This window comes from Rhodococcus sp. 06-1474-1B (assembly GCF_002258885.1).
Taxonomy (GTDB): Bacteria; Actinomycetota; Actinomycetes; order Mycobacteriales; family Mycobacteriaceae; genus Rhodococcoides; species Rhodococcoides fascians.
The window spans coordinates 321,665-347,634 of sequence record NZ_NOYR01000032.1 but is presented as its reverse complement, the minus strand read 5'-3'; the positions used below and the strand labels follow the sequence as shown (position 1 = coordinate 347,634).

Annotated in this window: 24 protein-coding genes and 1 other RNA gene; 15 read left to right on the top strand and 10 right to left on the bottom strand. The window is 64.9% G+C overall.

Annotated elements, in window-relative coordinates; translation table 11 throughout:
- Positions 1-86: 86 nt before the first annotated feature.
- The 4 genes from CH266_RS19510 to CH266_RS19495 all read left to right on the top strand — a co-directional run bounded on the left by CH266_RS19510 (position 87) and on the right by CH266_RS19495 (position 3,631).
- Entirely contained in the window at positions 87-977 is an 891-nt protein-coding gene (locus CH266_RS19510; RefSeq protein WP_094715971.1) for a TIGR01777 family oxidoreductase, read from the top strand.
- A 21-nt stretch (positions 978-998) separates the two neighbouring features.
- Positions 999-1,790, top strand: a complete 792-nt coding sequence (gene lipB, locus CH266_RS19505; protein WP_032370282.1) for a lipoyl(octanoyl) transferase LipB — start codon at positions 999-1,001, stop codon at positions 1,788-1,790.
- 10 nt (positions 1,791-1,800) lie between these two features.
- The gene (lipA, locus tag CH266_RS19500) at positions 1,801-2,814 is read left to right on the top strand and encodes a lipoyl synthase (RefSeq protein WP_174557282.1); all 1,014 of its coding nucleotides are present in this window, start codon (positions 1,801-1,803) and stop codon (positions 2,812-2,814) included.
- Between the two features lie 61 nt (positions 2,815-2,875).
- Positions 2,876-3,631: a DUF4191 domain-containing protein gene (locus CH266_RS19495; protein WP_027497404.1), complete on the top strand. Its 756-nt coding sequence runs from the start codon at positions 2,876-2,878 to the stop codon at positions 3,629-3,631.
- Between the two features lie 37 nt (positions 3,632-3,668).
- On the opposite strand, the gene CH266_RS19490 is transcribed toward CH266_RS19495, so the two are convergent.
- Positions 3,669-4,133, bottom strand: a complete 465-nt coding sequence (locus CH266_RS19490; RefSeq protein WP_094715970.1) for an RDD family protein — start codon at positions 4,131-4,133, stop codon at positions 3,669-3,671.
- A gap of 167 nt (positions 4,134-4,300) precedes the next feature.
- Here CH266_RS19490 and glnA (CH266_RS19485) point away from each other — a divergent pair, with 167 nt between their 5' ends.
- From glnA (CH266_RS19485) to CH266_RS19465, 5 genes are all read left to right on the top strand, one after another.
- The gene (gene glnA, locus CH266_RS19485) at positions 4,301-5,737 is read left to right on the top strand and encodes a type I glutamate--ammonia ligase (protein ID WP_032368128.1); all 1,437 of its coding nucleotides are present in this window, start codon (positions 4,301-4,303) and stop codon (positions 5,735-5,737) included.
- 207 nt (positions 5,738-5,944) lie between these two features.
- Positions 5,945-6,595 carry an ABC transporter permease gene (locus CH266_RS19480; RefSeq protein WP_027497407.1) on the top strand — a complete coding sequence of 217 codons (651 nt, stop codon included), beginning with the start codon at positions 5,945-5,947 and terminating at the stop codon, positions 6,593-6,595.
- Entirely contained in the window at positions 6,588-7,784 is a 1,197-nt protein-coding gene (locus tag CH266_RS19475; protein ID WP_094715969.1) for an ABC transporter ATP-binding protein, read from the top strand. The genes CH266_RS19480 and CH266_RS19475 overlap by 8 nt, the downstream gene beginning before the upstream one ends.
- Positions 7,781-8,566: an ABC transporter permease gene (locus CH266_RS19470; protein WP_027497409.1), complete on the top strand. Its 786-nt coding sequence runs from the start codon at positions 7,781-7,783 to the stop codon at positions 8,564-8,566. Before CH266_RS19475 ends, CH266_RS19470 begins: the two co-directional genes overlap by 4 nt.
- On the top strand, positions 8,566-9,549 hold the full coding sequence (locus CH266_RS19465; protein WP_032382798.1) for a glycine betaine ABC transporter substrate-binding protein: 984 nt from the start codon (positions 8,566-8,568) through the stop codon (positions 9,547-9,549). Before CH266_RS19470 ends, CH266_RS19465 begins: the two co-directional genes overlap by 1 nt.
- Here the strand turns inward: CH266_RS19465 and CH266_RS19460 are convergent.
- The 3 genes from CH266_RS19460 to CH266_RS19450 all read right to left on the bottom strand — a co-directional run bounded on the left by CH266_RS19460 (position 9,546) and on the right by CH266_RS19450 (position 15,743).
- A complete protein-coding gene (locus tag CH266_RS19460) occupies positions 9,546-12,593 on the bottom strand; it encodes a bifunctional [glutamine synthetase] adenylyltransferase/[glutamine synthetase]-adenylyl-L-tyrosine phosphorylase (RefSeq protein WP_094644280.1) in 3,048 nt (1,015 codons plus the stop codon). The two genes, CH266_RS19465 and CH266_RS19460, sit on opposite strands and share 4 nt — an antisense overlap.
- Before the next feature lie 142 nt (positions 12,594-12,735).
- On the bottom strand, positions 12,736-14,076 hold the full coding sequence (gene glnA / locus CH266_RS19455; protein ID WP_027497412.1) for a type I glutamate--ammonia ligase: 1,341 nt from the start codon (positions 14,074-14,076) through the stop codon (positions 12,736-12,738).
- Positions 14,077-14,177: 101 nt separating this feature from the next.
- Positions 14,178-15,743 carry an alpha/beta hydrolase gene (locus CH266_RS19450; RefSeq protein WP_032382916.1) on the bottom strand — a complete coding sequence of 522 codons (1,566 nt, stop codon included), beginning with the start codon at positions 15,741-15,743 and terminating at the stop codon, positions 14,178-14,180.
- Between the two features lie 83 nt (positions 15,744-15,826).
- Between CH266_RS19450 and CH266_RS19445 the strand changes: the two genes are divergently transcribed.
- The 4 genes from CH266_RS19445 (at position 15,827) to pip (ending at position 19,995) form a co-directional block, all read left to right on the top strand.
- Positions 15,827-17,551, top strand: coding sequence for an NAD+ synthase (locus CH266_RS19445; RefSeq protein ID WP_094715968.1), 1,725 nt, complete (start codon positions 15,827-15,829; stop codon positions 17,549-17,551).
- A 143-nt stretch (positions 17,552-17,694) separates the two neighbouring features.
- Positions 17,695-18,546, top strand: coding sequence for a 3-methyl-2-oxobutanoate hydroxymethyltransferase (gene panB, locus CH266_RS19440; RefSeq protein ID WP_032368131.1), 852 nt, complete (start codon positions 17,695-17,697; stop codon positions 18,544-18,546).
- A 41-nt stretch (positions 18,547-18,587) separates the two neighbouring features.
- The gene (locus tag CH266_RS19435) at positions 18,588-19,037 is read left to right on the top strand and encodes a hypothetical protein (protein ID WP_045841259.1); all 450 of its coding nucleotides are present in this window, start codon (positions 18,588-18,590) and stop codon (positions 19,035-19,037) included.
- Position 19,038: 1 nt separating this feature from the next.
- A complete protein-coding gene (gene pip, locus CH266_RS19430) occupies positions 19,039-19,995 on the top strand; it encodes a prolyl aminopeptidase (protein WP_032382795.1) in 957 nt (318 codons plus the stop codon).
- Here the strand turns inward: pip and CH266_RS19425 are convergent.
- From CH266_RS19425 to CH266_RS19405, 6 genes are all read right to left on the bottom strand, one after another.
- Positions 19,985-21,430 carry an RNB domain-containing ribonuclease gene (locus CH266_RS19425; RefSeq protein ID WP_032382794.1) on the bottom strand — a complete coding sequence of 482 codons (1,446 nt, stop codon included), beginning with the start codon at positions 21,428-21,430 and terminating at the stop codon, positions 19,985-19,987. The genes pip and CH266_RS19425 overlap by 11 nt on opposite strands.
- A 2-nt stretch (positions 21,431-21,432) precedes the next feature.
- Complete coding sequence (locus CH266_RS19420) at positions 21,433-21,615, bottom strand: hypothetical protein (RefSeq protein WP_027497419.1); 183 nt, start codon at positions 21,613-21,615, stop codon at positions 21,433-21,435.
- A gap of 59 nt (positions 21,616-21,674) precedes the next feature.
- An RNA gene (gene rnpB / locus CH266_RS19415) (RNase P RNA component class A) lies at positions 21,675-22,114 on the bottom strand.
- A 25-nt stretch (positions 22,115-22,139) separates the two neighbouring features.
- Positions 22,140-23,510, bottom strand: coding sequence for an MFS transporter (locus CH266_RS19410; protein WP_052054888.1), 1,371 nt, complete (start codon positions 23,508-23,510; stop codon positions 22,140-22,142).
- Between the two features lie 29 nt (positions 23,511-23,539).
- The gene (locus CH266_RS25955) at positions 23,540-23,830 is read right to left on the bottom strand and encodes a hypothetical protein (RefSeq protein WP_255175977.1); all 291 of its coding nucleotides are present in this window, start codon (positions 23,828-23,830) and stop codon (positions 23,540-23,542) included.
- On the bottom strand, positions 23,713-24,099 hold the full coding sequence (locus tag CH266_RS19405; protein WP_255175967.1) for a TetR/AcrR family transcriptional regulator: 387 nt from the start codon (positions 24,097-24,099) through the stop codon (positions 23,713-23,715). Before CH266_RS19405 ends, CH266_RS25955 begins: the two co-directional genes overlap by 118 nt.
- A gap of 89 nt (positions 24,100-24,188) precedes the next feature.
- Here CH266_RS19405 and CH266_RS19400 point away from each other — a divergent pair, with 89 nt between their 5' ends.
- Both CH266_RS19400 and CH266_RS19395 read left to right on the top strand, forming a co-directional pair.
- Entirely contained in the window at positions 24,189-24,713 is a 525-nt protein-coding gene (locus tag CH266_RS19400) for a DUF1697 domain-containing protein (RefSeq protein WP_094715967.1), read from the top strand.
- On the top strand, positions 24,710-25,960 hold the full coding sequence (locus CH266_RS19395) for an SLC13 family permease (RefSeq protein WP_094715966.1): 1,251 nt from the start codon (positions 24,710-24,712) through the stop codon (positions 25,958-25,960). Before CH266_RS19400 ends, CH266_RS19395 begins: the two co-directional genes overlap by 4 nt.
- Positions 25,961-25,970 lie beyond the last annotated feature (10 nt).

Sequence of the window (25,970 nt, the reverse complement as noted above, 5' to 3'; positions counted from 1 at the left end):
GTTCACCAGGGGCACGGACAGAGCATCCGGGGCATCATTCGTTCGCGAATGGTGCCCCGGAGTGCGTCAAGGAGGCTTTCGTTCACATGCGCATAGTCATTGCAGGTTCATCAGGCTTGATCGGCACAGCTCTCGTTGCAGCTCTGCGCGGCCGCAGCCACGACGTCACCAGACTGGTCAGACGTTCACCGGCGGGACCGGACGAGTCGCAGTGGGACCCGTCGCACGGCAGTATCGACCCCGCTGTGCTGGCCGGTGCCGATGCGGTCGTCAATCTGTGTGGTGTCGGTATCGGCGACAAAAGATGGTCCGGTGCGTACAAGCAGCTGGTGCGCGACAGCCGCATAGCGCCTACCGAGGTGATCGCGTCGGCTGCGGCCGACGCGGGTGTCCCCACCCTGATCAATGCCAGCGGCGTCAATTTCTACGGTGACACCGGCGACCGCGTGGTCGACGAGACCGCTCCGGTAGGAGACGGATTTCTCGCCGAGGTGTGCCGCGATTGGGAGAACGCCACGGCTGCGGCGTCGGAGGCAGGTGTTCGCACGATTCTGTTGCGCAGCGGTGTGGTGCTGTCGCAGCGCGGCGGCATGCTGGGCAAGCTGCGCCCGCTGTACCTGTTCGCGCTCGGTGGTCGATTGGGCAGTGGCCGCCAGTACTTCCCGTGGATTTCGTTGGAAGACGAAATCGGTGCCATCGTGCACGGTATCGAGAACGACTCGCTGCGCGGACCGGTCAACATGGTGGGGCCGACTCCGGTGACCAACGCCCAGTTCAACAGCGCGATGTCGCGAGCGGTGCATCGTCCGGCCCCGTGGGTGGTGCCCGGATTCGCCCTGAAAGCGGTCATCGGTGAATTCGCCGAGGAGGCGATCCTGACCGGGCCGCGAGCCATTCCCAAGGCACTCGAGGACGCGGGCTACACCTTCGAGCACAACACCGTGGGCGAGGCACTGCGGGTGGCTGTCGGCTCATGACCCGGCGTAGCGTCTCGGTTCATGAGTGACGTGAACGCCCCGTCGATTCCGGCCACCGGCACCGACTCGGCCCGGGCCAGCAGCGAACCGGTCGTCGTGCGAGAGCTGGGCACCGTCGAGTACACCCAGGCGTGGGCTCTCCAGCGGGAACTGGCCGACGCCCGCGCCGACAATCGGGGCCCGGACACGTTGCTGTTGCTCGAGCACCCTTCCGTGTACACCGCGGGGCGGCGCACCTCGGAAGAAGACATGCCGCGCGACGGTACCCCCGTGGTCGAGGTGGACCGCGGCGGCAAGATCACCTGGCACGGGCCGGGTCAACTGGTCGGCTACCCCATCGTCGCGCTGGCGCAGCCGATCGATGTCGTCAAGTACGTCCGCCGGATCGAGGAAGCGCTGATTTCCGTGGTGTCCGATCACGGTATCGCGTGCGGGCGGGTGGACGGCAGGTCCGGGGTGTGGCTCGCGTCCGAGGTTCGCGACGGCGTGCTTCTACCCGAACGCAAGATCGCGGCCATCGGCGTGCGAGTTCAGCGCGGCGTGACCCTGCACGGCTTCTCCCTCAACTGCAATTCGGCGATGACGGGTTTCGACGCGATCGTGCCGTGCGGAATCGCCGACGCCGGTGTGACGTCGCTGTCGCTCGAGCTGGGGCGAGACGTCCCGGTCGCCGAGGTACTCGAGTCGGTCACGACGGCAGTTCTGGCCGCGTTGGACGGATCGATGCCGGTCAGAGAGCACGAGCTCGAGCACCCGGAGATCACCACCGCGACGGTGAACCCGCAATTCACCACGGTTCGGTTCGGCGCGTAGCATTGCTGGCGTGACTGTGGCCCCAGAAGGACGCAAGCTGCTCCGCCTCGAGATCCGAAATGCGGAGACCCCCATCGAACGCAAACCCAGCTGGATCAAGACCAAAGCCAAGATGGGCCCGGAATACACCGAGCTCAAAGGTCTTGTGAAGCGTGAGGGTCTGCACACGGTGTGCGAGGAAGCCGGCTGCCCGAATATCTACGAATGCTGGGAAGATCGCGAGGCGACCTTCCTCATCGGCGGCGAACAATGCACCCGTCGATGCGATTTCTGCCAGATCGATACCGGCAAGCCCGAGGATCTCGATCGTGACGAGCCTCGCCGCGTGGCGGAGAGTGTGCAGGCCATGGGCCTGCGCTACTCCACGATCACCGGTGTCGCCCGCGACGACCTCGAAGACGGTGGTGCGTGGCTGTACGCAGAGACCGTCCGGTACATCAAGAAGCTCAACCCCAACACCGGCGTCGAGCTGCTGATCCCCGACTTCAACGCCAAGCCCGATCAGCTGGCCGAGGTGTTCTCCTCCCGCCCGGAGGTGTTGGCCCACAACGTCGAGACCGTGCCGCGCATCTTCAAGCGCATCCGTCCCGCATTCCGGTACCAGCGGTCGATGGACGTCATCACCGCAGCGCGTGACGACGGTCTGGTCACCAAGTCGAATCTCATTCTCGGCATGGGCGAGACTCCCGAGGAAGTCCAGGAAGCGATTCGCGACCTGCACGAGGCGGGCTGCGACATCCTGACGATCACCCAGTACCTGCGACCGTCACCGCGGCACCACCCCGTCGAGCGGTGGGTCAAGCCGGAGGAGTTCGTCGAGCACTCCGACTACGCCACCGATGTCGGGTTCGCCGGCGTGCTGGCCGGCCCGTTGGTCCGCTCCTCGTACCGCGCCGGACGCCTCTACGCGCAGGCCATGGCACACCACGGTCGCGAACTGCCCGAGAGCATGAGCCACCTCACCGACGGCGGCGAAGCTTCTCAGGAGGCCAGCTCGTTGATGGCTCGGCTGGCTCCTCGCTGATCGCTCCACTCGACGTGGCGCGATGCACGTGAGCGTCGGCACAGGCCGTATCCTGTGAGGTATGGCGAACGGCAGTAAAGCTGGCAAAGCGGCAAAGCCCAGCAAGGAAGCAAAGGCGGCTGCCAAGGCAGCCCGCAAGCAGGCATCGAAGGAACGGCGCAGCCAGTTGTGGCAGGCGTTCCAGATGCAGCGTAAGGACGACAAGGCTCTCCTTCCGCTCATGATCGGAGCGGTGGTCGGTCTCGGGCTGATCGGCTTCCTGATCGGTCTGGCCTTCGGCTTCCAGTGGTTCCTTCTCCCCATCGGTCTCCTGTTGGGCGTGCTGGTCGCGTTCATCATCTTCGGCCGGCGGGTTCAGAAGTCCGTGTACAAGAAGGCCGACGGTCAGGCCGGTGCTGCGGCGTGGGCCCTGGACAATCTTCAGGGATCGTGGCGTGTCACCAATGCGATCGCAGGCACCACTCATCTCGACGCCGTGCACCGGGTGATCGGGAAGCCCGGAGTGATACTCGTGGCCGAGGGTGCGCCGCAGCGTGTGAAGACCCTGCTGGCCCAGGAGAAGAAGAAGACCGCCCGGCTGGTGGGCGATACTCCGATCTACGACATCATCGTCGGCAACGGGGAGAACCAGATTCCACTGTCGGGTCTGCAGAAGTATCTGTCGAAGCTGCCGAAGAACATCGACGGCAAGCGGATGGACACCATCGAGTCCCGGCTGGCCGCGTTGGGCACCAAGGGTGGCCCGGCAATGCCCAAGGGACCGATTCCCGGTGGGGCCAAGATGAAGGGCGTTCAGCGGACCATGAAGCGTCGCTGACCCGTATTTCGACCGACAGCCCTGGTGCGTCGACCCCTCAGCGGGTCCGCAGCAGGGCTGTTCCCGTTGCGCGGTCGTGCATTCCCCGGCCGTCCATGTCGGTGATCACGGCCGGGACGACGAACAGCAGAATGAGCTGCCGCACCAATGCCCGGACGAAACCGACTCGCGCATGGGCGTCGATGCGTCCCACCTGCACTCCCACGATGAACTGCCCCGGGGTGAACGAGAACAGCGAGACACTCGCGATTCCTACGACGAACCACACGGCCAGCACGATCGTCGAGATCAGTCCGCTGGTGGTGTAACCGCCGAGAATCAGCGACGCCACACCGGTGGCCATCGTCCAGTCCAGCAGCAACGCCAGGACTCTACGACCGGTTCCGGCGAGTGCGCCGACGCCCTCCGCGGGCAGACCGAGTTGTTCCCCACGGAAGTTCTGCGGCGGTCGTGGGTTCGCGGCCGCCGGTCCGGACAACCAGGACCCTGTCATTCGTGCCATGATTCCCAGGATAGGCGCGGTCGGGCACACGGAAAAACGGGTGGACGTACTGTTGTTCGTGCCAACCGTGAACCACGACGTGTAACACGGGCGAAACACGAGCTTGACGGGCGGGCAACACCGAGTCCATACCGTCAGTTCGACGGACTCAACTAAGGAGCAAAAGCGTGGCGTTTTCCACGGCCCAAGAGGTCATCAAGTTCATCGCAGATGAAGGAATCGAATACGTCGACATCCGGTTCACCGATCTGCCGGGTGCGCAGCAGCACTTCTCCATTGCTGCCAAGGCCTTCACGGCCGACACCCTGGAAGACGGCCTCGCGTTCGACGGCTCGTCCGTCCGCGGCTTCCAGTCGATCCACGAGTCCGACATGATCCTGCTGCCGGACTACGCCACCGCTCAGGTCGACCCGTTCCGCAACGCCAAGACGCTGAACATCGACTTCTTCGTCCACGACCCGTTCACGCGTGAGGCCTACAGCCGCGATCCGCGCAACGTTGCTCGTAAGGCCGAGGAGTACTTGGCCAGCACCGGCATTGCCGACACCGCGTACTTCGGTGCCGAGGCCGAGTTCTACATCTTCGATTCGGTTCGCTTCGATTCGCAGGCCAACGGTGCGTTCTACGAGGTCGACTCGTCCTCGGGTTGGTGGAACACCGGAGCCGAGACCGAAGCCGATGGCAGCCCCAACCTCGGCTACAAGGTTCGCTTCAAGGGCGGCTACTTCCCCGTCGCGCCGTACGACCACTACGTCGACCTGCGCGACCAGATCTCGACCAACCTGCAGAACGCAGGCTTCGAGCTCGAGCGTGCCCACCACGAGGTCGGCACCGGCGGTCAGCAGGAGATCAACTACAAGTTCAACACGCTGCTCCGCGCGGCGGACGATCTGCAGCTGTTCAAGTACATCGTCAAGAACACCGCCTGGCAGAACGGCAAGTCGGCAACCTTCATGCCGAAGCCACTGTTCGGCGACAACGGCTCGGGCATGCACGTGCACCAGTCGCTGTGGAAGGACGGTAAGCCCCTCTTCCACGACGAGGCCGGATACGCCGGACTGTCCGATCTGGCACGTCACTACATCGGCGGCATTCTGCACCACGCTCCGTCGCTGTTGGCCTTCACGAACCCGACGATCAACTCGTACCACCGCCTGGTGCCGGGCTACGAAGCCCCCATCAACCTGGTCTACAGCCAGCGCAACCGCTCTGCGGCGGTGCGCATCCCGATCACCGGTAACAACCCGAAGGCCAAGCGCCTCGAGTTCCGCGCGCCGGACTCCTCGGGCAACCCGTACCTGAACTTCGCCGCTCAGATGATGGCGGGCCTGGACGGAATCAAGAACAAGATCGAGCCGATGGCTCCGGTCGACAAGGACCTCTACGAGTTGCCGCCCGAGGAAGCCAAGAACATTCCTCAGGCACCCACCTCGCTCAACGCGGTCATCGACCGTCTCGAGGCCGACCACGACTACCTCACCGAGGGTGGCGTCTTCACCACCGACCTCATCGAGACGTGGATCTCGCTCAAGCGTGAGCAGGAGATCGCTCCGGTCAACCTGCGTCCGCACCCGTACGAGTTCTCGCTCTACTACGACGTGTGAGTTCTCGGGTCATCTTTCGTCGGTGACCCGTCGATAGTCCACGAACGCCCGACCGGGCTGACCCGGTCGGGCGTTCGCGGTTCGAATGGGCTTGTCGCCGAAGCCATTTCGTCGTTTCGCTGCAAAAGGGTTCACCTGACGTTTGAATGGGTAACGACGGGGTACAGAAAAGCATCCGCGCTCAGCCGAACAGAGGACTACAACTGCATGGACGCTCTGTGGGACTTCATTGTCGGGCGGCGAAGGCAGTTGGCGATCGATTCGTATCTCCACGTGTCGGCCGTCATTCAATGTGTCGTCATTGCAACCGTCATCGGGGTGGCGATCGGTGTGCTCGTGTACCGAAGCCCTGCGGGCTCCGCAGTCGCGACGGCCCTGGCGAGTACGGTTCTCACCATCCCGTCGTTCGCACTGCTCGGAGTTCTCATTCCGGTGCTGGGTCTGGGCGTCAAACCCACTGTGACAGCACTTGTTCTGTACTCGCTTCTCCCCATCATCCGCAACACCGTGGTGGGCTTGGCAGCCGTCGATCCGGCCGTTGCCGACGCGGCTCGCGGAATCGGAATGAGCCGCGCTCTGGTGTTGCGCCGCATCGAGATCCCACTCGCGTGGCCGTCGATCCTCACCGGCATGCGCGTCAGTACCCAGATGGCCATGGGCATTCTCGCCATCGCCGCGTACGCCAAGGGTCCCGGACTCGGCAACCTCCTCTTCTCGGGCCTCGCCCGCGTGGGTAGCCCCACAGCTCTACCGCAGGCTCTGACCGGCACTGTCCTGATCGTCCTGCTGGCGTTGATCCTCGATGGGATCTACGTGTTGATCGGCAAACTGACCACCTCGAGGGGTATCCGTGAGTGACTCGACCCGTACATCGAATGTCTCCGGCGCGGAAATCGTGCTCGAGAACGTGACCAAGAGCTACCCGGGGCAGAAGCTCGCTGCCGTCGACAACGTGTCGATGACCATCCCCGCGGGCGAGGTCGTCGTACTCGTCGGGCCGTCCGGTTGCGGCAAGACGACGACGATGCGCATGATCAACCGTCTGATCGAGCCGACATCGGGCCGCATCACGATCGGTGGCAAGGACGCACTGTCGATCGATCCGAACGAATTGCGCCGCACCATCGGTTATTCCATTCAGCAGGCAGGCCTGTTCCCGCACATGACGATTGCGCAGAACGTCGGCATGGTGCCGGGTCTGATCGGGTGGAACAAGAAGCGAATCGACGACCGCACGGACGAGATGCTGGACCTCGTCGGCCTCGATCCGGCGGTCTATCGCCAGCGTTATCCGCGGCAGCTCTCCGGCGGTCAGCAGCAACGCGTCGGAGTCGCACGCGCTCTTGCCGCCGATCCCCCGGTGCTGTTGATGGACGAACCGTTCGGTGCCGTCGACCCGATCACCCGCGGGTTGCTGCAGGACGAATTGATGCGTCTGCAAGCAGAATTGGGCAAGACCATCGTTTTCGTCACGCACGATTTCGACGAGGCGGTCAAGCTCGGTGACCGCATCGCCGTGCTCGGTAACCAGTCCACGATCCTCCAGTACGACACTCCCGAGGCGGTGCTCGCCAACCCGGCCGACGACACCGTGGCCGGGTTCGTCGGAGCCGGAGCCGCTTTGAAGCAGCTGACGTTGATGCGAGTACGCGACATCGAGCTGTCCGACGTGCCGGTGTTCGGCGAGGACGACTCGGTGGAGTCGATGAACTCCGCGCTGGGATCGGATCCCGAAGCCTGGGGAATCATCGTCGACTCCCGTAGACGCCCGATTCGATGGACGGATCGACGCCACCTCGCGGGTGTGGAGAGCCTCCGTGACGTCGGGGTGCCGATGGGGGAACTGGTGTCGACCCAGTCGACCCTGCAGGATGCTCTGGAAGCTCTACTGTCCGAGGGCAATGCGACGGCGACCGTCACCGGCAATCGCGGCGAGTACGTCGGCACCGTGACCATCGACGTGCTGATCGACACCATCAAGTCGTTGCGGTCGCAACACGCGAACGATCACGACGAGCCGCGCGAAGCTGCTGGGACTCCGTCGTGACGACACTCGCCGATACCGGCGACGAGACCAAGGACGCCGCGCGTACTGCCAAGCGCGCCGAGCGAATTCGTCTTCTCATCCAGCCGGCCCTGGTGCTGGTGATCGTGGCGATTCTGTTGGTCTACGCGTTGACCAGAGACCTCACCGCGACGCAGGCCGAGACGATCAACATCAGCACGATCTCCACCCGGGTTCTCGAGCATGTGCTGATCACCTTCGTCGTCACCGCGTTGGTGCTCGTCATCGCCGTTCCTCTGGGAATTCTGTTGACTCGCAACGGGTATCGCAAGGCTGCACCACTGTTCATCGGTATCGCGAACATCGGGCAGGCCGCACCGGCCGTCGGCTTGCTGGTGTTGTTGTTCCTGTGGACGGGCGCAACGGGTTTCTGGACCGGTGTTCTCCCGATCGCGTTCTATTCGTTGCTCCCCGTTCTGCGCAACACCATGTTGGGCTTTCAGACAGTCGAGCCGAACTACATCGATGCCGCTCGCGGACAGGGCATGTCGAACATGGGCATTCTGCGCCGCATCGAATTTCCGCTCGCGGTTCCGTTCATCCTGGCGGGTCTGCGCACCTCGCTCGTGCTCGCCGTCGGCACCGCAACTCTGAGCTTTCTCGTCGGAGCAGGCGGGCTCGGCGTGCTGATCGACACCGGCTACAAGCTCAACCAACCACTCATTCTCGTCGTGGGTGCCGTTCTCGCGGTGGCACTCGCGCTGTTGGTGGATTGGCTGGGCGCACTCGCCGAGGCCTACCTCGGACCGAAAGGACTCCGCTGATGCGGCGCACCACCCGACGACTCGCAGCGCTGTCCGCCACCACCGTTCTCGCGCTGACGGGGTGCGGATTGCAGTCCGGCGGCGCGATGCCGTTGTCGGTCGAGGCCGGCAGCATCACTCCGCTCGAGGGGCTCGAAGGTGCCGAGTTCACCGTCGGATCGAAGGACTTCACCGAGCAGATCATCCTCGGCTACATCCTCGAATTCGCGCTGAGCGCAGCCGGTGCCGACGTTCGAGACCTCACCAACATCGTGGGCTCGCAGAGCGTTCGACTCGCGATGCAGAACGGCCAGGTGGACCTCGCCTACGAATACACCGGAACCGGGTGGATCAACTACCTGGGCAACGAGAAGCCCATTCCCGATGCCACGGAACAGTTCGAGGCAGTGCGCGACGCCGACAAGGCCAACGGCATCGACTGGGTCAATCCCGCGCCGATGGACAACACCTACGCGCTGGCCATGAATCAGCAGGTCGCGCAGGAGACCGGTGTGCGCACGCTGTCGGACTACGCCGCTCTGGTGAACCGAGATCCCGCCGCCGCGTCGCTGTGCGTCGAGACCGAGTTCAACAGTCGCCAGGACGGACTCCCCGGCCTCGCCGCCACGTACGGTTTCGACGCCAACGCCATCTCGGTGCAGATTCTGCAGACCGGCGTCATCTACCAGGCAACCGCGGACGGTTCGCAGTGCCGATTCGGTGAGGTGTTCACCACCGACGGCCGAATCAAGGGCCTGAACCTGACCGTGGTCGAGGACGACAAGGCGTTCTTCCCGCGATACAACGCGACTGTCGTCGTGCGGCAGGAGATCGCCGATCGCTATCCGGAGATAGCCGAGGTCACCGCGCCCATTTCCGCTGCGCTCACCAACGAAGCGATCTCGGAGTTGAACAAGCAGGTCGACATCGACGGCCGGGAACCCGCGGACGTAGCACGTGACTGGATGGTCGAGCAGGGCTTCGTCACCGCGGGCAGCGACTAGAGCCCGCCGAACGTCCTCTCCACGACCGCCTTGGCCCGACGCGTGACGCGCAGGTAGTTGTCGAGGAATGCCCCGGCGTCGCCGTTCTCCCACCCCGCCACCTGTGCGACGGCGGACAGGACGGCACCCGGTCTCGGCAGTTGGTCGGTCGGCTTACCGCGAACCAGGACGAGCGCATTGCGCGCTTTCGTCGCCAGGATCCACGCTTCGCGCAGCAGCTCGATGTCTGTCTCACTCATCAGCTCGGCTGCGCCGATCGCGTCGAGAGTTTGCAGCGTCGAGGTGTTGTGCAGTGACTCGACCTTGTGTGCGTAGCGGAGCTGGATGAGCTGTACGGTCCACTCGATGTCCGCCAGTCCCCCGCGTCCGAGCTTGGTGTGGGTGGCCGGGTCGGCTCCCTTGGGGAGACGTTCGGAGTCGATCCGCGCCTTGATACGCCGAATTTCACGGACGGCGTCGGCCGACACTCCACCCTCGGGGTAGCGAACCTTGTCGGCCATCAGCAGGAAGCGGATGCCCAGGTCCTGATCTCCCGCCACCTGATGCGCACGCAGCAGAGCTTGTACCTCCCAGGCCTGCGCCCACTGGGCGTAGTACGCGGCGTAGGACGACAGCGTGCGCACCACCGGGCCGTTGCGACCTTCCGGGCGCAGGCCGGTGTCGACCTCGAGAGGCGGGTCGGTGCTCGGCGCTCCGAGCAGTTTCCGGATGCGATCGGCAATGGTGTTGGCCCACTTGACCGCAACGGTCTCGTCGACGCCGTCCACCGGTTCACAGACGAACAGCACGTCGGCGTCGCTTCCGTAGCCGAGTTCGCCGCCGCCGAGGCGTCCCATGCCGATGACGGCCAGCGTCGCCGGTGCCGGTTCGCCACGCTCCTTCTCACTCGCCCGCACAGCGGCCGCCAATGCCGCGTTGATCACTGCGGCCCACACCGAGGACAACGCCCGGCAGACCTGAGGGACGTCGAGCATGCCCAGTATGTCGGCCGAGGCCACCCGGGCCAGTTCGTGGCGGCGCAGCGCCCTGGCGGCGTTGATCGCCCGAACCGGGTCCTCGTAGCGAGCCGAGGACGACAGGATGGCGCGGTAGGTCTCTTCGGGTTCGGCGTCCAGCAGGCGCGGGCCGGTGGGCCCGTCGGCGAACAACCTGATGACCTCGGGGGCCTTGATCAGCAGATCCGGCACGTACGCCGAGGATCCGAGGACGATCATCAGCCGCTGGGCCACCGCACCCTCGTCGCGCAGCACTCGCAGGAACCACGTCTGCTCGCCGGCCGATTCCGAGAGCCGTCGGTAGTTCAGCAGTCCGGCGTCGGGATCCGGTGTGTCGGCGAGCCATTCGAGCAACGTCGGCAGCAGCACGGCCTGAATCTGACCGCGGCGGGTACCGGAACCGACCAGCGCTCGCAGGTGGCCCAACGCATTCTGCGGCGTCGCGTACCCGAGCGCGGCAAGCTGACGCGTCGCCGCGTCGGGGGTCAAACGCACTGTCTCCGAGTCGAATTTGACCACCGAGTCGAGCAACGGTCGGTAGAAGAGCTTGGCGTGCAGCCGACGGATGCGCTGCGCGTTGCGCTTGATCTCGGCGTTCAGCACACCGAGCGCATCGCGGTTACCGTCGGGGCGCATGTGCGCGGAACGCGCGAGCCACCGCAGACCTTCCTCGTCGTCCGGTGGAGGCAGGGTGTGTGTGCGACGCATCCGCTGCAACTGCAGTCGGTGCTCGATCAATCGCAAGAATTCATAGGACGCGGTCAGATTCGCGGCGTCGTCACGGCCGACGTACCCGCCCTCGGTCAGAGCCGTCAGGGCATCGGTCGTGCCCAGTACGCGCAACGACTCGTCTGTTCGGCCGTGCACCAATTGCAGGAGCTGGACGGCGAATTCGACGTCGCGCAGACTGCCGCGTCCGAGTTTGATCTCCCGTTCGCGCAGCTCGGTCGGCACCATCTCCTCGACCCGTCGCCGCATCGCGCGGACCTCGGGCACGAAGTCCTCACGCTGACTGGCCAGCCACACCATCGGGTTGACGGCATCGACGTAATCGTTGCCGAGGGCGATATCGCCGGTCATCGGCCGAGCCTTGAGCAGGGCCTGGAACTCCCACGTCTTGGCCCAGCGCTTGTAGTAGGCCACGTGCGAGTCGAGCGTGCGAACCAGCTCGCCGCGCTTACCTTCGGGGCGAAGCGCAGCGTCGACCTCGAAGAACGCCGAGGACCCGATGCGCATCATCTCGCCGGCGATCCGACTCGCCTGTGAGTCCGCCGGCTCGGCGACGAACACGACATCGACGTCCGAGACGTAATTGAGTTCGCGCGCACCGCATTTGCCCATGGCGATGACGGCCAGCCGCGTCGGACACGGGGCATCGGGACACACGGTCGCCACCGCCACCGACAGAGCCGCAGTGAGCGCCGCGTCTGCCATGTCGGACAGTTGGGCTCCCACCACCGTGTACGGCAGAACCGGTTCGTTCTCGACGGTCGCGGCGAGGTCGTACGCGGCCAACACCATGATCTGGTCGCGGTACTTCTTGCGCAGGGCGATCACGGCGGGCGGGCCGGTGACGGACGCGCGGTACAGATCGGGTGCGGCATTCGGCCCGGTCTCCGGCTCGGCCCCGACGGCCTCGAGCAGTTCCGCGACCAGCGTTGCCTTGCTGGGCAACTGGATCTTCGCCGAGACACCGCTGCTCTGACCTTCCGCGGTCAGTAACAACCGCCAGGTGGTGTCGTCGGCAACGAGGTGGTCCGCGAGCGCACTGGACGCGCCGACGAGTCCCAGGAGGCGGCCGCGGAATCCCTTGTCGTTACGCAGTGCGGCGTCGAATTCGGCCCAGCCACTGCCGAGCATCTCGTACATGCGCACCAGCGTGCGCAGTGCGAGATCGGCATTGGGGGCACGCGAGAGCGACCACAGCAGCTCCAGACTCTCTTCGCCCGTCCAGCCCAGGGTGCGCAGATCGGACGGCGCAGTCTCCTCGACGAGACCGAGGCGGCCAGGTCCGGGTACGACCGACCTGGAAGTGGGAGGACGCACCATCAGAATCCACCTCGGGGTGCCACAGATATACCTCGTCGTCAGTAATGCGACGCGAGGGTGCCCACGCCGGCATCGAACCTACATTCGGGATCGACTAGAACGTAGCCCATGGCAGCGGTGGGTTGCTACAGACCCCGCTGCTCTACAAACCGAGGTACGCCCTCAGCTCGTACGGCGTGACGTGGCTGCGGTATTCCTCCCACTCGCGACGCTTGTTGCGCAAGAAGAAGTCGAACACGTGCTCGCCCAGTGCTTCTGCGACCAGCTCGGAACCCTCCATCGCGTTGAGCGCTTGGTCGAGGTTGCCCGGCAGTTCCTTGTAGCCCATGGCGCGACGCTCCGCGGAGGTCAATGCCCACACGTCTTCCTCGGCCTCGGGAGGAAGGGTGTACCCCTTCTCGATTCCGCGCAGGCCTGCCGCGAGCAGCACCGCGAACGCGAGATACGGGTTGCAGGCCGAATCGGGGCTACGAATCTCGACGCGTCGCGACGACGCCTTGTTCGGGGTGTACATGGGCACACGAATCAATGCCGACCGGTTGGCCGGTCCCCAGGATGCAGCGGTCGGGGCTTCGCCACCACGCACGAGACGCTTGTACGAGTTGACCCACTGGTTGGTCACGGCACTGATCTCGTTGGCGTGCTCGAGGATGCCGGCGATGAAGGACTTGCCGGTTTCGGACAGCTGCATCGGATCGTCCGGGTTGTGGAAGGCGTTGGCGTCGCCCTCGAACAAACTCATGTGCGTGTGCATCGCCGAGCCGGCCTGGTCGCTGAACGGTTTGGGCATGAACGTCGCGCGCACGCCCTCTTCGATAGCGACTTCCTTGACCACGTAGCGGAAGGTCATGATGTTGTCGGCCATGGACAGTGCGTCCGCGTACCGCAGATCGATCTCCTGCTGGCCCGGCGCTGCCTCGTGGTGGCTGAACTCGACCGAGATGCCCATCGACTCGAGCGCGTCGATGGCATGCCTGCGGAAGTTCGGAGCCGAGTCGTGCACGGCCTGGTCGAAATAGCCGCCGTTGTCTGCCGGGGTCGGCGGTGAGCCGTCCTGGGGAGCGTCTTTGAGCAAGAAGAATTCGATCTCGGGGTGCACGTAGCAGCTGAATCCCAGGTCGGCAGCCTTGCTCAGCTGGCGACGCAGCACGTGGCGCGAATCGGCCCAGGACGGCGAGCCGTCGGGCATGGCGATGTCGCAGAACATGCGGGCAGAGTGCTGGTGACCCTTGCTGGTCGACCACGGCAGGATCTGGAACGTCGACGGATCCGGCTTGGCGACGGTGTCGGCCTCGGAAACGCGGGCGAACCCTTCGATGGCGCTGCCGTCGAAGCCGATTCCCTCGTCGAATGCACCTTCGAGTTCAGCGGGTGCGATGGCCACCGATTTGAGGTACCCGAGGACGTCGGTGAACCAGAGGCGGACGAAACGAATGTCGCGCTCTTCGAGAGTCCGGAGCACGAATTCCTTTTGACGATCCATGAACGCGAGAGTAAGCAAACGGAGTTAAATCTGTGTTACATCGTGAATTCAGTCTCACTTCGTGGAACTCTCCGCTCACCGCGCGCCCGGTGAGGTAGGTGTCAGCAGACCAGCCCTTCGCCTGGTGGGACGAGGTCCACCAGGTAGTTCGTCAGCGGATCGTCGATGCACTCCACTCCCGAGAACGCCACCGTGTGTTGAGTGCCGTTGTAGGTGACCAGGTCGCCGCGCAGCTGGTCGGCCAGTTCCACGCCCGCCTGGTAGGGCGTCGCCGGATCGTTCGTCGTCGAGACCACCACCAGCGTGGGCAGCCCCTCCGCCTCCACGATGTGGGGCTCGCTGGTGTTCGGCACCGGCCAGAACGCACACAGATCCAGCGGCGCGTTCCCGGTGGAGCGGCCGTCGTCGAGGTACGGCGCTGCCGCTCGGAACCTGGCGTCGGCCTCGTCGGCCTCCCCCCGGTCGGTGGTCGGCGGGCCGTCGACGCATCGGACGGCGTTGAACGCGTCGTCGATGTTGGTGTAGCTACCGTCTTCGAGTCGCCCGGAGTAGGTGTCGGCGAGGCGCAGCAGTGTGTCTCCCCTGCCCTCTCGCAGTTCGCTCAGTCCAGCTCGCAGCAAGCGCCAGAGCTGCGGTGAGTACAGCGCCTGTTGCGCTCCGGTGATCGCGTCGTCGTAGCTCAGTCCGCGCGGATCGGTGGTGTCGGCGGGCGTGTCGACCAGCGGGTCGACCAATGTCCGGAACTGCGCCACGGCCTGGGACGGATCGGTTCCGAGCGGACAGGTGTCCGTCTGCGTGCAGTCCGCAGCGAACTGGTCGAACGCGGTCTGGAACGCCGCACCCTGGGCGACGGCCTCGTCGACGGGCGATTGGTCGGGATCGAGTGCTCCGTCGAGCACCATGGCCCGGACGTTCGACGGGAACGCCTCGGCGTAGGCGGTACCGATGCGTGTCCCGTACGAGTACCCGACGTACGTGAGCTTCTCGTCGCCCAACACTGCGCGGATGACATCCATGTCGCGGACGACTTCGCGGGTGCCGACGTGTTCGAGCACGTCGGCACCGGTGCGTTCGACACATTGCGCCGCGTAGTCACGATGATCGGCTTCGGTGGCGGCGATCCCTTCCGGGCTGACGTCGACGTCCGGTTCCCGACGCTCGTCGTCGACTCCCTCGGACGTCAGGCAGCGCACTTCGGGTTCGGAGGCCCCGATCCCACGTGGGTCGAATCCGATGCGGTCGAACCGGTCGGCGATCGGGGTGCCGTCGGCTTGCTCGGCGAGATAGAGCCCCGACGATCCCGGACCGCCCGGGTTCATCAGGATCGACCCGATCTTCTCCCCCGTCGCCTGTGTCCGAGAGATCGCGATCTCGATGGTCTTGCCGCCCGGATCGGCGTAGTCGAGTGGCACGGTCACTCGGGCGCACTGGACTGTGTCGCCGAGTTCGGACCCATCGGTGTTGTAGGACTCGCACGATTCCCACTGCAGATTCTGGGTGTAGAACGCCTCGAGCCCAGCAGGAACAGGACCGGCCGGAGCCGAGAACGTGGAGTCGGACGCGGTGGACGGATCGGGGTCGGCACCGGGCCCGGGCGCGGAGCAGCCGGCGAGGACGAGGCCGACTGCGGACAGTGCCACGACCGACGTCGTGGTGCGCGTTCTCATGAGTCGATCGTGCCAGGTCTTTCCCGCCACACTCCATTCTCGCTGCCCGGCAGGGACGGCCGTCGAGCACTAGCGTCTACACGGTGCAGGCCCTCAGACTCGCCCTCGCCCAGATCAATCCCGTCGTCGGCGATCTCGAAGCGAATGCGGCGGCGATCGTCGAATGGACCGTCCGTGCCGCCCATGACGGTGCCAACGTGGTCGTGTTTCCGGAGATGGCCCTGACCGGGTATCCGGTCGAGGATTTGGCGCTGAATCCGTCGTTCGCCGCGGCATCGGCGCGGGCACTGACGGGGCTGGCGGAGTCCCTGGACCGAGCGGGGTGCGGCGACCGCATCGTCGTGGTCGGGTATCTCGACCGCGATGTCGAGGGCTCGAGAAACAGCGCGGCGGTGATCGTCGACGGCCGGGTCGCAACTCGGTACGACAAGCATTCATTGCCCACCTACCGGGTGTTCGACGAGGCACGTTATTTCGCGCCCGGCTCCCGGTTGAGCATCGTGACGGTCAACGGCGTGCGACTCGGACTCGTTGTGTGCGAGGACATCTGGCAACCCGGCGGATCCGTGGCCGCCTACGCCTCGGCCGGAGTCGATCTGCTGCTGTGCCTCAACGCGAGTCCCTTCGAGCAGGGGAAGGACACGATTCGCCACTCTGTCGTCCAGCGCCGAGCCACCGAGATCGGGACCCCCATCGCGTACGTGAACGCGGTCGGCGGTCAGGACGAGCTGGTGTTCGACGGGGGAAGTCTCGTGCTCGGTCCCGACGGCTCGACGTGGGGCCGGGCTCCGCAATTCGTCGAGCACTTGTTGATCGTCGACGTGGATGCCCCCGCGGATCCGGTCGCGGACTCCCCCGCGGTGGCGGGCTGGACCATTGATCGCGTCGCTCTGCCCGACGTCGCGATCAGCGGCTGGCAGCGTACCGAGCCGTCCCTGGCTCAGCCCCTCGGCACCGAGGAACAGGTGTGGGGCGCGTTGGTGACCGGGCTACGAGATTACGTGCACAAGAACGGCTTTCGTGCGGTCACCCTCGGTCTGTCCGGTGGAATCGATTCGGCGGTCGTCGCCGCCATCGCCGTCGATGCCCTCGGCGCTGACGCGGTGTACGCAGTGTCGATGCCCTCGGAGTTCTCCTCGGAGCATTCGCGCATCGATGCCGAGGATCTCGCCGCGCGCACCGGCATTCACTTTCGAACCGAACCGATTTCCCAGATGGTCGCCGGCTTCGTCTACCAGCTGCACTTGACCGGCGTGGCCGAGGAGAACGTCCAGGCGAGATGCCGGGGAATCGTGTTGATGGCGCTGTCCAACACCTTCGGTCATCTGGTCCTTGCCACCGGGAACAAGTCCGAACTGGCGGTGGGATATTCGACGATCTACGGCGACGCGGTCGGCGGCTTCGCACCGATCAAGGACGTGCCCAAGACGCTGGTCTGGGAATTGGCGCGCTGGCGCAACGAGTCCGCGATCGACCGCGGAGACGTCCCGCCGATCCCCGAATCGAGCATCGACAAGCCGCCCTCGGCCGAGCTTCGGCCGGGTCAGCTCGACACCGATTCACTGCCCGACTACGACACCCTCGACGCCATCCTGTTTCGGTACGTCGACCACGATCAGGGCGTCGCAGACATCGTCGCGGCGGGTTTCGACGCATCCGTCGTGGCGGACATCGTGCGCAAGGTGGACACGGCGGAATACAAGCGGCGGCAGTATCCGATCGGCACCAAGGTCACGTCGCGGGCGTTCGGACGCGACCGCCGGATGCCGATCACGGTCGGGAGGGGCGCGTCCGAGCCCCCGATGTGACGATCGGCTGTTGCCTCGACTGTGACAAATTGCACTCCCTACCAGCATTCCTGCGACGGAAGGGCGGTGGCAGACTGGTCACGTCATCACACCCCATCCCGGGGACCCGCCGCGCGGGCCTCGAGGACCAGAAAGGGACAAAGATGTCCGAAAATGCTGTGTACGGCGGTTCGTCCACCGAATCCCCGGCGACCGCGCTGACCCGCAAGACCCGTACCCACCATCTGCTGCAGATGAAGGCAGAGGGTGAGCGCTGGGGAATGCTGACGGCGTACGACTACTCCAGCGCCCGCATCTTCGAGGAAGCCGGCGTGCCTGTGCTTCTCGTCGGTGACTCCGCGGCCAACGTCGTGTACGGCTACGACACCACCGTGCCGATCACCGTGGACGAGTTGCTTCCTCTCGTACGTGGAGTGGTACGCGGCGCACCGCACGCGCTCGTCGTCGCAGATCTGCCCTTCGGTACCTACGAAGCCTCACCGCAGCAGGCCCTCGAAACCGCTGTTCGTTTCATGAAGGAAGGCCTCGCAGGCGCTGTCAAGCTCGAGGGTGGCGAGCGGGTCGCACCGCAGATCGCGGCCATCACCGCTGCCGGCATCCCCGTCATGGCCCATGTGGGATTCACCCCGCAGAGCGTCAACACCCTCGGCGGATTCCGCGTTCAGGGTCGCGGTGACGCGTCCGAACAACTCGTCGCCGACGCCATCGCCGTGCAGGAGGCAGGTGCCTTCGCCGTCGTCATGGAGATGGTCCCCGCCGACATCGCCGGCCAGGTCACCCGCAAGCTCACGATCCCGACGGTCGGCATCGGAGCGGGCAACGAATGCGACGCTCAGGTTCTCGTGTGGCAGGACATGGCCGGATACACCAACGGCAAGACCGCCAAGTTCGTCAAGAAATTCGCCGACGTGGGCGATTCGCTGCGCACCGCAGCCACCACGTACATGTCCGAGGTGCGCTCGGGAGTCTTCCCCGGACCCGAACACAGCTACTGACCGTCGTCGTCTGATCCCGGTTCGGATGGCACACTCGGGCCATGACAATCAGACGGGGTACGACGTCCATTGCAGGACGAAGCGCAGTCGCACTGGTCGGTGCGGCTGCGCTTCTCGCCGTAGTGGGGGCATGCAGCACCGACACGACCAATACCGGTTCGTCGTCGACCACGACGACCGCTCCGAGCACGACGGTGGCGACGACGACTCCTGCGGGAGCAGCTGTCACCGATGCCCAGAAGCAGCAGCTGTGCACCGATCTCGAGGCGCAGCTGTCGAATTGGCGCGTGCAGGGCCCCACTCTCGGCCGCGGCGGTCTGAACATTCTGGTGCAGACCTGGGCTGCGCAGAGCGGCGTCATCAATCTCCAGGTGGTGCAGAATCGCGCGCTCGTCGACGACATCACGAAGGAAACGTGCTCGGACGTGCGGGACGAAGCCATCCGCTCCCTCGACATCCCGGATCTGGCCTCCGGTCTGGTCGGTTTCTAGGATGCGCACCCTGTACCCGGAGATCGAGCCCGTGGAGACCGGTCACCTCGACGTCGGCGAAGGGCAGCGGATCTACTGGGAGATCTCCGGCAACCCCGACGGCGAACCGGTGGTGTTCGTGCACGGCGGTCCCGGCGGTGCCACCAATCCACTGCAGCGTCGCTACTTCGATCCGCAGGTCTACCGCATCGTGTTGTTCGATCAGCGAGGCTGCGGGCTGTCGACCCCACATATTGCCGACGGGGCAGATCTGTCGGTCAACACCACCGATCGCTTGATCTCCGACATGGAGAAACTCCGCGAGCACCTGCACATCGACACCTGGTTGGTGTTCGGCGGATCCTGGGGCTCCACGTTGTCGTTGGCCTACGCACAGACGCATCGCGAGAGGGTACGAGGACTCGTGCTACGAGGAATCTTCCTCGTCCGGCCGTCGGAGATCGACTGGTACTACCGCGGCGGTGCCGGACACATCTTCCCGGACCTGTGGGAGGAGTTTCTCGCCCCCATTCCGGAGGGCGAACGAGACGGGGATCTGGTCGAGGCATATCACCGACAGTTGATGTCCGAGGACGACGCTGCCGCGACCCGGGCCGCGGTGGCGTGGTCGTCGTGGGAGGCAGCGACGAGTTACCTGCTCCCGAAACCCGATGCTGTACAGCATAATTCGGATGCGCGTTTCGCTCGCGCCTTCGCCGGAATCGAGAACCACTATTTCCGCAACGAATGCTTCCTCGAAGAGAACCAGTTGCTACGCGACGCGCACCTGCTCGACGGTATTCCTGGTGTGATCGTGCAGGGCCGCTACGACGTGGTGTGCCCGGCCACGAGCGCGTGGGCACTGCACAAGGCCTGGCCGAGTGCAGATCTGGTGATCGTCGACGATGCCGGCCATTCTGCGGCCGAGCCGGGCATCGTCCACCACCTGGTCGAGGCGACCGACCGATTCAGGCCGTGACAGACGGATAGTCGAATCGGACTGTGCGCGAGTCGGTGTCGGCCCGAGTCAATCGGACCTTCACCGACTCCCCCGCAGGCGGCTCGCCGTCGCACTTGCCCATGACGATCGGTTCGGACACGAGCACCTCGGCGTCACGCTTGCCCTCGGCACCGCGCAGCACCACTGCGTCGAACGTATGACCTACGCGATCTTCGAGCACGTGCGCTTCGGTCAGATCGATGCAGGCTCGGTCCACTTTCGATGCTGCAGAATCCGATCCACGCATGATCGCCGGTAGCTCCGGCAGCGCCTGCGCCGCCCACTCGGAGACGGGCACACCGGCGACCACGGCCAGACACACCTCGGTGGCGAACCGATCCGACAGCCGTCGCAACGGGGCCGTCACATGGGCGTACGGCGCTCCGATACCCGAGTGTTCGACGGAATCGTCGGTGCCGGGTGCATCGATGGTCGAGTTCGGAGTTCGACTGTCGAACGCCGAATAGTCGGCTCCCCGAAGCAATCCCGTGGCCTGAGTCATCATCGCCAGAGTCGACGGTTCGTCGGTGGGCAGGCCGGCGAGTACCGCGCCGGCGGACGCGCCGGCGGGCCACTCGATTCCGAGTGCGTTCGCGGTCTTCTTCAGGGTCTCGACGGCCTCGGGCGGTGCGGGCGGAAGCGTGCGTACGATGCCGATTCCGGCGTCGAGCATGATTCTGGCTGCGCACATGCCCGTCAGCAAGGACACCTCGGCGTTCCAGCCGTCCACTGCTGTTCGCGGTTGCAGAACGATTCGCCAACCGTGCCCGTCCGGAACCACTTCCTGCTCGGGGAGCGTGATGTCGATGGCTCCTCGACGCCTCGCTGCCTCCGCCCGTAGGTGTCCGAATTCGGCAAGGGCAGCGATCGACGGGTGCGGTGTGCCGGCGTCGAAGTCGGCTTGCACTCCCGCGTAATCGAGACGCGCGGTCGAACGCACGAGCGCCCGAGTGACGGTCCACGCCGCGGCTTCACCGACGTCGTCGAGTTCGATGGTCCACAATGCAGCGCAGCGAGTCTGTCCCTCCAACAGGCTTCCCGAGCCCTCCGACAACTCACGCGGGTGCAACGGAACAGATCCGTCGGGGAGATAGTACGTCTGGCCGCGTCGGCGGGTTTCCACGTCGAGCGCTCCCCCCGGCATCACCAGCGCACCCACGTCGGCGATCGCGTAGTGCACCACCAAGCCGTTGGCCGTCTTCTCGATGTGTACGGCTTGATCGAGGTCCTTCGAGCCGGGTGGGTCGATGGTGACGAAAGGAATGTCGGTGCGGTCGATTCTGCTGTCGGCGTGCAGGTCTCGGGCTTCGATCGCTTCGCGCATCACGTCTGCGTCGAAGACATCGGACAGACCGAACTCGGATCTGATGGACTCGAAATCGAAGTTCGGAGCCCTCAGCCGGGTGAGCAGCACCGTCAGTTGTTCCAGTCGTCGTCGGAGTCGGCGGCCTTGTTGCGGGCGGCTGCGATCTTCAGCGCCTGCTCTGCGGTGGCCTTGTCCGGATACGGACCCATGCGGTCGAGGGCATTGGTCTCCTTGCCCTGCACAACCTGCTTGGTGCTGATGTCGTAGTACCAGGAGCTGTCGTCGTCGGTCATGACTTCCAGTGTGCCCCATACAGCCACGCCGCAGGTGTACCGCGCGAGAAATTGGAGTGCGAACGAGTCGGCCTGTAAGCCGGATCCTGTGCATCGATCCGCTCTCGCGAGATCGAATAGACGACCATCCATCTGGGCACACCGTTGCCGGGTACCTCGAGCAGTCCACCCGCAGGCTCGGGCGAGCAGCCCTCGAGCACCTGCGCAGCTGCACCCCTTGCGCGGTGCAGCCTTCGACCTTGCTCCGGGCGGGGTTTACCTAGCCACCCCAGTCACCTGGGATGCTGGTGCGCTCTTACCGCACCGTTTCACCCTGACCTGCGTTTCGTTTCCGAAGAACCGAACCGCAGGCGGTCTGTTTTCTGTGGCACTGTCCCGCGAGTCACCTCGGGTTGCCGTTAACAACCGCCCTGCTCTGTGGAGTCCGGACTTTCCTCGGCCCGAAGCGGAACGGAACCTGTCCGTCGGTACTTCGAGCCGCAGCCGTCCAGCCAACTCGTTCGCGATTGCGTACTCTACCCGTCTCACGTCGGATGCCCGGCGATTGCCCGGCCATGAAGAACAGAGGCACTCACGATGGCCGCGGCAGCGGTGACGACCACCCCCACCCAGGCGGCGGACGTGTAGGCATCCTCTCCGGGGAAGGTGGAGCCCGGACTCGTTCCGGCGGCGAGTACCAGACCACCGACCGCGCTTCCGAAAGAGAATCCGACACTGCGCACCACCTGGTTGATACTCATGACGCTCGAGGTCTCCGCGGAGGGCACCACCGGCAGCACCACGGCCGGCAGCGCGGCCGAAAAGCTTCCGACTCCGAAACCCAGAATCGCCATCACCGCACAGAGTTCAACGATGCCGGCGCGGGTACCGGCGAACAAGGCGAGAGCCACCAGAACGATCAGTGCGCTGACCGTCAGCGCGCTGCCTGCCCCCACCCGACGCAGCGCTCTGGGTACCAGCTTGCCGGCGAGAAATCCGAACACCGAGAACGGAACCAGGACGAGGCCCGCCGCGAACACGTCGAGGCCGAAACCGTATCCGGCACCGGAAGGCGTCTGCGCGTAGCGCGTAGCGAGGGTCAGCAGCAGATACATTCCGATGCCGCCGAGAAACATTGCGACGTTCGCTCCGACCACGGCCCTGTGACGAAACAACCGAAGATCGACGAGCGGCGCCGAGCTTCTCATTTCGACGCGTACCCATATGCCCGCAGCGACGACCGCGATTGCAGCCAGCACCCCCGCCGTCCAAGGGCGGCTCCTCCACAGCGCGGTCTCACTGATGAGAACGAGCACCAGGGTGAGAGGGAGCGCCAGCAGCACCGCACCCGGAACGTCGATCCGGGTCGCACGCGTGCGCGTCGAGGCAGGAACAACTCGCAGAGCAACGGCAAACGCCATGACCGTCATCGCAGCACCGAATCCGTATGCGAGCCGGAGACCGCCGTGCTCGGCCAGAAACCCCGACAAGGGATAGCCCACACCGACACCCGCAGTAGACGCGACCGACAACAAAGCGATGGTCGATCCGGACCGTTTGTCGGACAGATGATCTCGCACCACACCCATCAGCATCGAAGTCAGGGCCAGTCCCACTCCCTGGGCTGCGCGGCCGAGGAGCAGCCAGGAGAAGGACAGCGGCAGTGCGGTCAGAATGCCTCCGGCCGAGACGACGCCCAGTGTCCCGAGGATTGCTGCCCGTCGATGCGGACCCGATCCGAGGCGGCCCAGAACCGGTGTCGTGACGGCACCGGTCAACAAAGCCAAGGTCAACGTCCATTGTGCACTGGAGAGGGAGACGTCGAAAGTGGTTGCGACGCTGGTGATCAGCGGGGCACCGAGGCTACCGACAGCGGCGACGACGACTCCGACGAACAACAGAGAAGGCACGAACATTCGTGATTCGTCGTGCTCGGAGCCGGAGATCAACGGTTCGTCTCGCTCGTGATGTGGTCGAACAATCCGGCGTGGATACGAGTGCCCACTCCGTTCGCCCAGGGTTGGTCGACGTCATGAATCTGCAGGGCCGCGCCACTGTTGAGCAGCATGCCGAACGCCAGAAACGCTTTGACGGTCACGGCGTCGAGACCGGTGACCTCTACGACGGTGTTCCACATCCGGCCGAACGCCTCTCGAACGGCGTCGCGCACCTCTTCGTCGCCACACGCGGCGATCCCCTGCAGCTGCAGCAAGAGTGAGGTTCGATCCTCGAGCATGGCGTAATAGCACTCCCCCATCGAGGCCAAGGCTGCTGACCGGTGGCAGTACCTGCCGCCTCGCGCATCCCATCCGCCACGCGGTCGAACGACGCGACCACCAGCTCGGAGAAGAGTGCCTTCTTGGTTCCGAATATTCGAAAGATGTAGGCCTGGGTGATCCCTGCTTCGCGGGCGATCCTGTCGGTCGAACCGCCGTGCAGTCCGGACGATGCAAATTCGTCTGCCGCTATCCGCAGTATTTGCTGCCGTCGTTCCGGGCCTGTCATCCGTCCTCTCTGCGCCATACCGCCAAGTTACTGGTTACTAACTGCTGACTTCAACGGTTGTTCTCGTGCGCTTCACTACAGTTCCTTCCATGAGTGAATGGGTTGTGCTGCTGCGCGGCATCAACGTCGGCGGCATCAACATCAAGATGGTCGACCTCCGCGCAGCTCTGGCCTCGGCCGGCTTCACGAATGTCCGCACGATTCTGGCGACCGGCAACGTACTGCTGCAGTCGCCGCTGGCGGCCGCCGCCCTGAAAGCACAGGTGGAGAGAACGCTCGCCGAGGCGTTCGGCTACCGAGCCTGGGTTGTCGTACTCGACGTCCCGACACTGAGGGCGATAGTGGAGCCCTACCCGTTCGACGCCGAACGGGAGGGCTGGCATCCTTATGTGGTGTTCGGTAACGACGATAGCCATTTGACCGAATTGTCCGCTCTTGCAGTGGAACTCGACCCCGATCTCGAGAGGATTGCCGAGGGGAACAGCGTGCTCTATTGGGAGGTGCGCAAGGGCAACACCACCGACAGTACGTTCGGAAAAGCCACGGCGAAGGCGAAGTACAAGGCCACGACCACCACGCGGAACGTCCGCACTCTCGTGAAGATTCTCGCGTGACCGTTCTCGCTGCGGCATTGGTCGCCGCCGTTCTCGTCTTCGCCATCGTTCGCCCGCGCGGTCTTCCCGAGATCGTTGCTGCACTTCCAGCGGCCGCAGTTGTTCTTCTCGTCGGCCTCGTCAGCCTCGACGCGGCCCGTGAGCAGGTACTCGAACTCGCACCCACCGTCGTCTTTCTGGCGTTCATCCTGATCCTGGCGCATCTGTCGGATGCCCTCGGTGTGTTCACCTGGATCGCTGCGAAGCTACGCCGCGGATCCAAGGGCAGCCCCCGCAGACTGCTGACCCTCGTGTTCGCCGCTGCCGCTGCCACCACAGCCGTACTGAGCCTTGACGCCACCGTTGTTCTGCTGACACCGGCCATCGTCGGTGCCGCTCGGATCCTGGGGATGTCGCCGCGTCCACACAGTTACGCCACTGCGCACCTGTCCAATTCGGCGTCGACCTTGCTGCCGGTGTCGAATCTGACCAACCTGCTGGCCTTCGCTGCGACGGGCCTGACCTTCCTGCACTTCACCGCACTGATGGCGCTACCGTGGATTTTCGCGGTCGCCATCGAACTGGCGGTGTTCCTGATCTTCTTCCGCGAGGATCTGACCCGCACTGCGACACCGACGGACTCCGCGACCGAACACAGCACTGACGACGTCCCAGCACCGCGCAGCACGCTCGCCATCCTGGGCGCGACCCTCGTCGGATTTGCCGTCGCGGGACTGTTCGATATCGAACCGTTCTGGGTGGCTGCCGTGGGGTCGATTGCGCTCGCGATCCCGGCACTTCGAGCTCGCCACACCACGCCTCGCGCGATCCTGCGCGGTGCCGATCTGCCCTTCTGTGGCTTCGTCTTCCTTCTCGGCATCGTCGTGCTCGGCGTGACGACGGGCCCGATCGGCGACTGGCTGGCGCGAATTCTGCCGTCCGACACCACCTTCGCGTCCCTGTTGGCCGCAGCTGCCATTGCGGCGGTGGCGTCGAACATCGTCAACAACCTGCCCGCAACATTGCTGCTGCTGGCGGCCTTCGGCGCGGACGCTCCCCCGGCGCTGCTGTTGGCCATGGTGATCGGCGTGAACCTCGGTCCTAACCTGACCTACGTCGGTTCACTGGCGATCATGTTGTGGCGACGCGTCGCATCGGCCAACGACGAGCCGGCGGATCTGAGGACGTTCACCATTCTCGGCGTCATCACGACTCCCCTGACCATCGTCGGTGCAGTGGCGGGCTTGTGGCTGGCGCTGCAGATCTGAGACCCGCACC